Raw genomic sequence first — 6,055 nt, forward strand, 5'->3', positions numbered from 1 at the left:
CAGTAACAATCTTTTTGCACAGATGAATAATATAGTAGTGCGGAAAGAAGGGTTCTGTTATAATAAAAACAGAAGAAAGCGTTGACGAAAATTATTTTATAAATCGTAACTGTTCAGTACCTTCACAGTTACGAGCTAAAATGCATTTAAACGATAAAAACACGTTTTGCGAGTTTTTATCGTTATCGCGGCACTCCTCAAGGTTCCGTGCAAGCACGGACTTTGACTCGTTGCTCGCGTAAATCACCTTCGGTGATGGCATTTTGGCTTGTATGTCTCGGGATTTTGACATATTCATGTCAAAACACCTCGCGGGACAGTGGCTACTGAATAGTTACTATAAATCAATACTTACAAAAGAAAGCAGACAGGAAGGGGGAAATGTATGGGTCCGGCAATTGGGTTACTTTTGGGAGCAATACTTCTGTTTTGGCTGGGAACCCGGCATCGGAAAAAGGTTTATGCCGAGTATGAGGATGACAGCCAAAAGTACACAGCCACCACAACTATGACGCTGATCAAACAGACGAAATCAGAAACCCAGCGATGGGAAGACAAGGGTGACGGCAATCAGGAACTGGTCACGGATATTTGTTATCTGCCGACCTATGAGTACACAGTAAACGGAGAGGTCTATCACTATACGAGCCGTCATGGATCTGACACCGTGCAAAAGCCCGGCATGCAGCGTACCGGCTATTATGAACCATCCAATCCAAAAAATATCACAGAATATCAGCCGCAAAAACCGGTACTTGGGGGTGTCCTCTTTTTTATCACGGGAGTGGTATTACTGATTTTTGGAGTTGTTGTGCTTCGGAATTCGTTATGGTGATGATATTTACACCTTTCCGTATTTTGTGCTTGCTTGTTTAAACGAAAAAAGCCCGGAGCCAAGTGCCCGGGCTTTTTGTATAATTCATTGCTTCTGCGAGATGCTGCAGATCCATTTGCGGTTATAGACAAGATGGAGATACATGGCATCCTGTGCGTGGAGCGGATCGTGGCAGGCAATCGCATCGGCAATTTCACGGTGGCTTTCTATGGTTTCCCTGCGAAGGATTCCCCCGGTTGTCTCCACAAACAGAGGAATGGAATTGTTGATCACAGGTATCAGCCTTGGTACAACAACGTTTTTGCTGCTTAAAGCGATAGCTGTGTGAAAATCAATATCTTTTTGTGTGTGATCTTCATGATTTTTTAAGAGCGTTTCTACTTCATCGCAGAGTGCAGTGATTTTTTTGATGTCTTTTTCATCTGCGCGTGTGGCAGCCATGGCAGCAATCGAAGGTTCGAGCAGAAAACGAACCTCCAGAAGATCCTGAACCAGCTTCTGTTTATTGTCAATGAAAATAAATCCAAGGGGATCTTCTACCATACCAGGAGACGCGGCGATATAGGTTCCGGATCCCTGGCGGACGGTGACAATGTTTCGGGAGGCCAGAAGCTTCATGGCTTCCCGGAGAGAACTTCTTCCCACATCCAGGCGCTGCGAGAGAATGGTTTCATTGGGGAGTTTGTCTCCCGGCTTCAAATTTTCCTCTAAAATAAGCGCGATGATGTCTTATTACTTCTTATCATAATATCTTTATAGATCGAAGTCAAAGTATCAAAACACACAAAAACAAAAATGTTTTTTTAGATAAAATTCCAATATTGATTTTTAAATAAGATGATTATACGATAAACACATCGGATGAATTCAAGGCTGCACAACAAAAGATATTCGTGTAACACAAGAAAATAGCAGGAAATGCTGGTGTGTGATGTGAAAAAACATCAGATGAATTAGGAGAAGACAGAAGACTGGAAGGAACAACGTTTGCGGCGGATCCAATGCGGCTGATGATTGCAACTGCCGGAAAATCAGCCGCAAAAGAAAGTGTAGAAAGATTCCGAAAGCACATAAAAGGTACAGGGAGGAAAAGATAATGCAGTTAAAAAGTCAGAAAATGAGAAAACTTGCGCCGGAGCTGGATCCGCTGCGCATCGGAACCGGATGGACGAAAGAAGATCTGGGAAAGGTTCAGGTCATAGTGGAAAGCACGTATGGTGACAGTCATCCGGGCAGCGGCCACCTGAATATCCTGGAGGAAGAGGTACGGAAAGGAATTGCAGAGGAAGGCGGATTTGGTGCACGCTATCACTGCACCGATATCTGTGACGGCGAAAGCCAGGGAACAGACGGAATCAATTACAGCCTGGCCAGCCGTGAAATGATTGCAAATATGATCGAAATTCATGCAAATGCGACTCCGTTTGATGCCGGTGTCTATCTTTCCAGCTGCGACAAAGGAGTGCCGGGAAATCTGATCGGACTTGCCAGAGTCGATATTCCGTCCGTGTTTGTTCCGGGTGGAACCATGAATGCGGGTCCGGAAATGCTGACACTGGAGCAGCTCGGAATGTACAGTGCAAAGTTTGAGCGCGGCGAGATTGATGAAGAAAAACTTGACTGGGCGAAATGCAATGCCTGCCCGAGCTGCGGTGCATGTTCTTTTATCGGAACAGCTTCTACGATGCAGATCATGGCAGAGGCGCTTGGTCTTGCACTTCCGGGAACAGCACTGATGCCGGCAACCAGCCCGGATCTCCTTGTATTTGCAAGAGAGGCTGGAAGACAGGCGGTAAGACTGGCAAAGATGGAACATATGCGTCCTTCAGATATTGTGACGATGGAAAGCTTTGAAAATGCAATTCTCGTACATGCGGCAATTTCAGGAAGCACCAACTGCCTGCTTCATCTTCCGGCAATTGCACATGAATTTGGTATTGAGATTACCGGAGATACCTTTGACAGACTGCACAGAAATGCCAGATATCTTCTGGATGTACGTCCTGCAGGACGCTGGCCGGCAGAGTGCTTCTACTATGCAGGCGGTGTACCGGCTATCATGGAAGAAATCAAGGAACATCTCCATCTGGATGTAATGACTGTTACAGGAAAGACATTAGGAGAAAATCTGGAAGAGCTGAAGCGGAACGGATTCTATGAAAAATGTGAAAAATGGCTTCAGGAATTCAACAGACGGTATCAGGTAAACCTCACAAAAGAAGATATTATCCGTCCGTATGAGAAGGCGATCGGAACCGATGGAAGTATTGCCGTTCTCCGTGGAAATCTTGCACCGGAAGGAGCCGTGATCAAGCATACGGCATGTCCGAAAGAGATGTTTAAAGCTGTGCTCCGTGCCAGACCGTTCGACAGCGAAGAAGAATGCCTGGATGCTGTCCTGAAGCATAAAGTTCAGAAGGGAGACGCCGTTTTCATCCGCTATGAGGGACCAAAAGGAAGCGGAATGCCGGAGATGTTCTATACATCAGAGGCAATCAGCAGTGATAAAGAGCTTGGAAAGAGTATTGCGCTGATTACAGATGGCCGTTTTTCCGGCGCATCCACAGGTCCGGTTATCGGTCATTGCAGTCCTGAGGCGGTTGACGGCGGTCCGATCGCACTTGTAGAAGAAGGTGATCTGATTGAAATTGATGTTATGGAAAGAAAACTGAATATCATCGGAGTTGCAGGAGAGCGTAAGTCGATGGAGGAAATTGACCAGATTCTTGCCGAAAGACGGAAAAACTGGAAACCGGTAGAAGCAAAATATAAAAAAGGTGTGCTGAGACTTTTCAGTCAGCATGCAGCAAGTCCGATGAAGGGGGCTTACCTGGAGTATTGATGACGAAACAGAGATTTCTGTACACTGTGTCTTCCGTATATCGATGTCCTGTTTGGAATCGAACCCTATCATCTCCGGAAAAATGAAAAGAATCACGAAGAGGGCGATGTAAATAAAAGTAGTGTCTTTAAGTTGAATGGAGATGCCCCTCAGGGTTTGAAGCCCTGAGGGATATTTTTATGTAAAAGTATAATAAGCGCAAAAAATGAATTATATACCGAACAAATTTAACAAGGTCTATGATAGCATAGAAATTATGCATATCACAGTTATAGAGCATACCATCAGTCAAATCTATTGTGTTTACAAGGATATGAAGCTGTATCTGTGAGTCGGATTGTAGGGACCCTTGGAATGACTAAGGGATCGCTATACAGACATTATGAAAATGAGTCGTAAACGAAGGTATAGCATAATGCAACGATTTTTAACAAAATTCAGCAGAAAATGTTAAGGGGAGTTGGTCGTAAGACCACATTTTTTATGGTAAAATATGTTAAAAATAATTGCAAAGGTGGGAAAAGTATGGATAACACAAGAAGAATATATCTGGATAATATTCGCTGGATTACGGTTTGTATTGTTGTTATTTACCATGTGATTTATATGTACAATGGTGTCCAGCCGTTTGGAGTAATCGGTCCGTTTAAAGAAGAACAGTTGCAGGATGCTTTCCAATATCTCGTATATCCATGGATGATGGCATTGTTATTTACGGTGTCAGGTATGACAGTCAGATATTACCTGGAAAAGCATAATTTAAAAGAATGTATTCGAGATAAAACACGCAAGCTGTTGGTTCCTTCCACCATTGGACTTTTTGTATTTCAATGGATACTAGGATATTATAATATGAAAATCAGCGGTGCTTTTGAAAGTTTTGAATCAGTTCCGGGAATAGTTCGGTATGTGGTCATGGCTATATCAGGAATCGGTGTTCTGTGGTATATACAAGTGTTATGGATTTTTTCGATGCTTCTGTTACTAGTGAGAAAATTTGAAAGGGATCGTATCTGGAAAAGAGGAGAAAAAACACCAGTCTGGTTGCTGATTTTGTTAACTGTCTGTGTATATGGATTCGCACAAGTTCTTAATACGCCGATAGTAACTGTGTACCGGTTTGGAATTTACGGGTTCTGTTTTTTTACAGGTTATTTCATTTTTTCGCATGATGCGGTTGTTGAGTGCTTAAGTAAATGGTGGGCGATTTTTCTGATCGCAGCCGGTGCAACAGGAATATTCTACACGATATATTATTATGGCGAAAACTATGCGGTAGAGCCTGTACTTAATAATATGTCTGCCTGTATTTATTGTTGGTTTTCAATTCTTGCAATTTTGGCATTTATGAAAAAATATGGAAACTTGGAAAACAAAGTATCAAGATGGATGTCAAAAAAATCCTGGGGAATTTATGTTTTTCATTATCTTCCATTAGCTTGTGTAGCTTATTATCTGAGGTGTTTTGCTTCAGAACTTCCGGCAGGGATTGTATATATAGTCGTGGGAATCAGTGCATTTGCAGGTGCATTGCTTTTATACGAAATCATCAGCAGGATACCGATTATCCGCTGGTGTGTATTGGGTCTGAAAAAGGAGGGAAAACATGTTTAAAGACAACCTTGTATCCGCACGTAAAATGCATGGCTTTTCGCAGGATGAACTGGCTGAAAAGATTGGTGTAAGTAGACAGACACTTTCAAAATACGAAACAGGAGAATCCCTACCGGATATTGAGAAGGGCAAACTTCTGGCAGAAGTATTGGATGTAAGTCTGGATGATCTTGTAAATTATGACAGAGAAAACAGCAATAATCTTGGTCTTGGTGTTCCGCCAAAGGGAAAGCATGTTTTTGGAATCACGAAAGTGGGAGAGAAAGGTCAGATTGTGATACCGGCAAAAGCAAGAAAAATATTTGATATTCAGCCAGGTGATAATCTGATCATATTGGGCGATGAAAGTCAGGGAATTGCTATTATCAAAGAAAAAAGACTGGTGGAGATATTAAACGGAAAGGAATAAGAGCACTGAAATATAAAGGGTACTAAAAAGCTCACAATTTTTCTATGAAGCAATCCGCATGAAGTCCCCGGAATACTGTCAGAAACTTCTAGGCGAAATTAGAGCGTGTCTGAAAAATCATTTCCGCAATCTGCAAGCCCCAGTTTGCGGTATATGTTATCCTCATTCGGATAAAATCTCCCACAAACTGGGACTCGCAGCTCACGAAAAGCCTTTTTCAGACACGCTCTAGTGTACTGACACGTTGATATTTGAATTAATGTTCTTTTCTTGATATAATTGCCATAGATGATAAAATATGTCTATGGAGGTTATTATTATGGCACGCCCTAAGAAAAATAGAGTTCAATTATCT

The 6,055-nt window shown here is 42.5% G+C and carries 7 protein-coding genes; 6 read left to right on the forward strand and 1 reads right to left on the reverse strand.

What is annotated here, in order from left to right; genetic code table 11:
- Window positions 1-385 precede the first annotated feature (385 nt).
- Window positions 386-835, forward strand: a complete 450-nt coding sequence (locus FYJ57_RS10995; protein ID WP_154432673.1) for a DUF3592 domain-containing protein — start codon at window positions 386-388, stop codon at window positions 833-835.
- 84 nt (window positions 836-919) lie between these two features.
- On the opposite strand, the gene FYJ57_RS11000 is transcribed toward FYJ57_RS10995, so the two are convergent.
- Complete coding sequence (locus FYJ57_RS11000) at window positions 920-1,561, reverse strand: FadR/GntR family transcriptional regulator (protein WP_328597475.1); 642 nt, start codon at window positions 1,559-1,561, stop codon at window positions 920-922.
- A 370-nt stretch (window positions 1,562-1,931) separates the two neighbouring features.
- On the opposite strand from FYJ57_RS11000, the gene ilvD reads away from it, so the two are divergent.
- The 5 genes from ilvD to FYJ57_RS16320 all read left to right on the forward strand — a co-directional run bounded on the left by ilvD (window position 1,932) and on the right by FYJ57_RS16320 (window position 5,948).
- On the forward strand, window positions 1,932-3,677 hold the full coding sequence (ilvD, locus tag FYJ57_RS11005) for a dihydroxy-acid dehydratase (protein ID WP_154432675.1): 1,746 nt from the start codon (window positions 1,932-1,934) through the stop codon (window positions 3,675-3,677).
- Between the two features lie 297 nt (window positions 3,678-3,974).
- A complete protein-coding gene (locus FYJ57_RS16315) occupies window positions 3,975-4,076 on the forward strand; it encodes a TetR family transcriptional regulator (protein ID WP_154432676.1) in 102 nt (33 codons plus the stop codon).
- 126 nt (window positions 4,077-4,202) lie between these two features.
- A complete protein-coding gene (locus tag FYJ57_RS11015; RefSeq protein ID WP_235904561.1) occupies window positions 4,203-5,291 on the forward strand; it encodes an acyltransferase family protein in 1,089 nt (362 codons plus the stop codon).
- The gene (locus FYJ57_RS11020; protein ID WP_118316314.1) at window positions 5,284-5,700 is read left to right on the forward strand and encodes a helix-turn-helix domain-containing protein; all 417 of its coding nucleotides are present in this window, start codon (window positions 5,284-5,286) and stop codon (window positions 5,698-5,700) included. Before FYJ57_RS11015 ends, FYJ57_RS11020 begins: the two co-directional genes overlap by 8 nt.
- 158 nt (window positions 5,701-5,858) lie before the next feature.
- Complete coding sequence (locus FYJ57_RS16320; protein ID WP_408636470.1) at window positions 5,859-5,948, forward strand: DUF6783 domain-containing protein; 90 nt, start codon at window positions 5,859-5,861, stop codon at window positions 5,946-5,948.
- Window positions 5,949-6,055 lie beyond the last annotated feature (107 nt).

The sequence above is a fragment of the Oliverpabstia intestinalis genome (genome assembly GCF_009696065.1).
GTDB classification, from domain to species: Bacteria; Bacillota; Clostridia; order Lachnospirales; family Lachnospiraceae; genus Oliverpabstia; species Oliverpabstia intestinalis.

Bases quoted from the DNA above. Each gene is read 5' to 3' on its own strand.
- FYJ57_RS10995 (WP_154432673.1), top strand. From the start codon at position 386: ATGGGTCCGGCAATTGGGTTACTTTTGGGAGCAATACTTCTGTTTTGG.
- ilvD (WP_154432675.1), top strand. From the start codon at position 1,932: ATGCAGTTAAAAAGTCAGAAAATGAGAAAACTTGCGCCGGAGCTGGAT.
- FYJ57_RS11015 (WP_235904561.1), top strand. From the start codon at position 4,203: ATGGATAACACAAGAAGAATATATCTGGATAATATTCGCTGGATTACG.
- FYJ57_RS11020 (WP_118316314.1), top strand. From the start codon at position 5,284: ATGTTTAAAGACAACCTTGTATCCGCACGTAAAATGCATGGCTTTTCG.